The 4,464-nt window shown below is 64.1% G+C and carries 4 protein-coding genes; 3 read left to right on the forward strand and 1 reads right to left on the reverse strand.

Annotation, left to right across the window (positions count from 1 at the left end; translation table 11 throughout):
- A partial coding sequence (locus B8W69_RS30200) for a PPE family protein, SVP subgroup (protein WP_439330601.1) occupies nt 1-81 on the forward strand: 81 nt, incomplete at its 5' end.
- A gap of 255 nt (nt 82-336) precedes the next feature.
- On the opposite strand, the gene B8W69_RS29305 is transcribed toward B8W69_RS30200, so the two are convergent.
- Complete coding sequence (locus B8W69_RS29305) at nt 337-1,533, reverse strand: cytochrome P450 (protein WP_085293135.1); 1,197 nt, start codon at nt 1,531-1,533, stop codon at nt 337-339.
- Between the two features lie 1,246 nt (nt 1,534-2,779).
- On the opposite strand from B8W69_RS29305, the gene B8W69_RS29315 reads away from it, so the two are divergent.
- Nucleotides 2,780-4,051 carry a PPE family protein gene (locus B8W69_RS29315; protein WP_085293134.1) on the forward strand — a complete coding sequence of 424 codons (1,272 nt, stop codon included), beginning with the start codon at nt 2,780-2,782 and terminating at the stop codon, nt 4,049-4,051.
- A gap of 332 nt (nt 4,052-4,383) precedes the next feature.
- Nucleotides 4,384-4,464: PPE domain-containing protein (locus B8W69_RS31740; RefSeq protein ID WP_133058058.1), on the forward strand; the 81-nt coding region annotated here is incomplete at its 3' end.

The raw sequence follows: 4,464 nt of genomic DNA on the forward strand, positions 1-4,464 counted from the left end.
AGTGCGGCCGGCCACGGAGTCGCCGGGCCCAAGTACGGCTTCCGGCCCACCGTCATGGCCCGACCACCCTTCGCCGGATAGCGTCGGTCCTGCTCAACTCTTGGGGCGCGACCTTGGTCGCGCCCCAAGAGCGTGCCAAAGCGAATGTGGCGCAATGTATGTGCATCTCGCGCGGGATGACAGCTGCTGGCGGATAGACGACCTACAGGGCCCGACAGAATCTGCCGTGCCCGCTGATTGCACTCGCCGACACTTCAGCCATCATTGGCATCCTCAACGTGGGAACTTTCCCGGCACCGGTTGCCGCGTTGAATCGAATCGATTTGCGAGAGAAGGTTATTCCCAACTCAGCGGTAGCGACTGGAGCGCGAAACTCTTCGACGGGAATTTGATCTCCGGGGTGTAGCCCTGTGGCACTGCGAAGTCCGGGATCTGCTTGAGCCACTCGTCGATGATGGTGGTGAGTTCTATCCGTGCCAGATGAGAACCTATGCAGCGGTGGGGGCCGCCGCCGAATCCCCAGTGCCGGTGGATTTTTCCGTCCATGACCAGGTCGTCGGTCGATGTCTCGTCGGTACCGTCGCGGTTGATCGCAGCTGTGCACAACCGCACCGGTGTTTCTGGGGGAAGCACCATACCGCCCACGCTGACGAAGTCGGTGGTAACCCGGGCCGCCAACGGTGCCGCCGGCTCAAGTCGGACTATCTCTTCGACGAAAACCCTGATTTGATCGGGCCTGTCCCGAAGTTCTCTGCGCAGCCGCGGTGTGCGCGCCAACGCGAGAAGCGAGAAGCCGATCGCCGCGGCCACCGTGTCCAGACCGGACAGCACCAGCAGATGGCTCATGCCAAGCAACTCGAGGTCGGAAAGCTCACCCGGGCCGGTCATCACTTGCGACAACAGGTCAGAGCCCGGGCTCTGTCGGCGTTGACGGATGGCGTCGGTGAAATACGTCAACAGCTCGTTCCCTTCGGATTTGCCATCGACGGCGGCATCCTTCCAGCCGATCACGCGATCCCGGTCCTCGAACGGCAGGCCGTAAAGGTCCATGAACACCTGATAGGGGTAAAGGCGTGCGAAGTCCGCCATCGCGTCGCATTCGCCACGGCCGGCGAGGGCGGCAATCATCTGAACGGCATGGTGCTCAAACACAGGCCGCGACTTAGCCAAGGCGTGTGGGCTGAAGTACGGCTGCAGGATTCTGCGGTAACGGGTATGCGCGGGAGGGTCGAACGCCGAAGGTAACACCGGCACTGGGCTTCCCGGAGGCTGCAGGGCCAATTGTGCTGAGAAGAGGTTGGGTTGGCACAGCGCAGCTACTACGTCCTCGCGACGGGTCAGGTAATACGCGCCGTTCATGAATACGACTGGCCCGGCGTCGCGCAGCGTCTTCCATCCGATACCTCTGTCAGCGGCCATTGGCAGCCTGGAATGTTCCAACCGCGGCAGGTGAAACGTTGCCGGCTGGCTTTCGCCGGGTATTGAATCCGACGAGATATTTGCTGAAATGATCTCGGGCGCATCGGAATTCATCGGCATCTTGCCTGGCGTGTGGCGCGTGGCGTGTTGGGTGGGGTGGGCGGTGCTTGTAACCATGACTCTTCCTCGAAGACATTGACGCAGGGAGATAGGTCGACGCTGCGAACGGCGTGTTAGCCGGCCGGAGCGCTCGCCCGCGACGCTGCGGGCGCGATTCAGTGCGATCAGGCAGAATTCATGCGATTGCCGACGTTGCGTTGAAGCCACGGCTTTGCGGGTAGCTTGGCGAGCTCCATGGCCCCATGGGCCGAGTAAGACGGCGCGTCGGCTCGGCGCCGAACTTTCAGCAGCGGATTACGCAGAGTTGGGCCAAGGAATCTCGGCCGGAGGCAGCGGCATCGGATGCTTTCAGATCGGCGCCGCCCGGCTCGAAATGTGACGCGGCAAATGATGCCGGTAATGCCAACCAGCCCGAGCGTGGTGACGAAAGGATCCAACCGGTCGGCCGACCCTTCGTCATCCACATACTGCGGAAGGGCTTCTTATTCGTCGGCGTGGGGCCCGATGAAAAGCTGTGGCTCAGAAGGCTAATGGGTTGTGCAGCGCTATCAAGTTGCGTCTGGCCGGCGTGCGCTGGGACACCAGGGGTGACATGGGTCCAAGCCGCCGGTTCCGGAAGTTCAGCCGCAGCGAATTGGGGACGCAGAGAGGACCCGGCAATCAGGGCAACGAACATGCTCAGTGCGACGATGGCGATGGTGAATCGGCATCGTCGCGTCAGCACAGGCTTGGGAAGACCCACGGTGGCGCCACTGTATGACATGGGACTCGTGCAGTGAGTGGTAGCTACCTGTGAAAACGTTCAAAGTTTTATGTGCGGCAGCTGTTGCTGAGCTACCCCATGCCCGTCTTGCAGTCAGTCGGCCACGTTGTGTAGCGAATCTCGCGACCGCTTTATCTGCGGCCGGATTTTTATCCGACACTGGGATCTGGCCATAGGGAGTTCCCCCGAATAGGCCCGCCAGGGCGAGAGATCGTGAGCCGGCAGAGGGCTGCCCGCGCGGAGTGTTTTTGCAGGTAATCGCAGTGGCCGTAAGCCACGGTCGGCGATGGCTCGATCTTGCGGCCAGGTGAGACCACCGCTCTCGGAACCGTCGGCGGCTCAGGAGTGGCCGCGGCGCGAACCGGCGATGAGGCGCGTCAGCGATTTAGCCTTTCCCCAACAGCAAATGCTGAAGGTCACCGACACGAGACCACTTGCAAGGGGATAGATGTCGTTCGAGCCCGGTGCTTCGTAGCCATGGACTTCGGGGCATTACCGCCGGAGATCAACTCCGGCCGGATGTACGCGGGTCCGGGAACGGGGCCGATCATGGCCGCGGCCGCCGCCTGGGATGGACTCGGTGTTGAGCTGGGGACGGCGGCGAGCGGCTACACGTCGGTGATTTCGGAGCTGACCCACGGTCCCTGGGTGGGTCCGGCCTCGGCGTCGATGCTGTCGGCGGTCACGCCGTATGTGAGCTGGCTGAGCGAGCTGGCGGGGCAGGCCGAGGAGACCGCCGGCCAGGCCCGCGCGGCCGCGGCGGCCTTCGAGGCGGCTTTCGCGATGACGGTGCCCCCGCCGGTGATCGCCGCGAATCGGGCTTTGTTGGCGACGCTCGTCGCGACCAATTTCTTCGGGCAGAACACCCCGGCGATCGCGGCGACCGAGGCCCAGTACATGGAGATGTGGGCACAGGACGCCGCCGCGATGTATGGATATGCCGGCTCGTCGGCGGCCGCCTCGGTGTTGAGCCCGTTCGTGTCACCGCCCAACACCACCACCCCCGACAATGAATCCAACCAGGCGGCCGCGGTCACCCAGGCGGCCGCCGAGCCGGCCGGCAATGGCGCGCAGACGGCGGCGAACACGACGTCGCAACTGGCGACCCCGCAGATACTGTCGGCCACCGCTGCTCCTCAAGCGACGCAGCAGGTATCGGCGGCGGCCACGGCACCGACCACATCATCGGGTACCACGCTGCAGAATCTGATCCCCAGCCCCACCAACTGGTGGGGGCTTAATTCCTCGAACTACTCCGTGATGCTCAAACAAACCTCGAGCGTGGCCTATCTCTCGACGGGACTCACCAACTTCGGTTGGTCGATCGCCCAGCAGCTGACCTACGGTCCCGGTGGTGAGACGGCCGGTGCCGGTGGTGCCTGGTTCCCGACGCCGCAGTTCGCGACCTTGGGTTTGGGCAACCTTGGCGGGGGCCCGGCCGCCGTGAGCCATATCAGTGGCGCCGGGATCTCGGCGGCTTCCGGCCAGGCCACCCAGGTGGGGGCATTGTCGGTCCCGGAACAGTGGGCCACGCTGACGTCGGCGACCAGCCCGGCGACGGTCGCCGAAGTAGAGGACGCCCCAGTTCAAGCCATTGGCGCGACCGGTGTGCAACCCGGTGGTGCACCCGGTAATGCGCTGCTGCGCGGCATGCCGCCGGGGGCCTCGGCCCGGCGTGCCGGCGCCGGCTATGTCCACAAGTACGGGTTTCGCTACAGCGTGCTGACCCGCCCGCCATCAGCCGGATAAGCGGCGGAATTCGCCATGTACCCACCGATCTTTATCCGCGACCGGATTTTATCCCCGGCTCCGATAGCTGTGCCGCCGGCTACGGCGGCAACGCGCCGCGGCGCAAGTGGCGGGCAGGTTCGTGGCTTCAGGTATTCCCGCAGCTCAAGCCCATTACCTGGATCAACTCCAGGGCGGTCGGCCGGCCTCGAGGAGCCGGCCGTGGCGGACGGCCGAGGGGAGGGTCAGAAAGCCATCGCTCAGCTGACCGCCGCAGGAGCGGGCAGCGGCACATTAACCTTTTTCTACGACTCCACGCATCGATTCCAACATCGCAGTTTAAGGGGCTATTAGTGCTGGATTATGGGGCGTTTCCGCCGGAGTTCAATTCGGCGCGGATGTATGCGGGTCCGGGTTCGGAGTCGTTTACGACG

Source organism: Mycolicibacterium vulneris (assembly GCF_002104765.1).
GTDB classification, from domain to species: Bacteria; Actinomycetota; Actinomycetes; order Mycobacteriales; family Mycobacteriaceae; genus Mycobacterium; species Mycobacterium vulneris.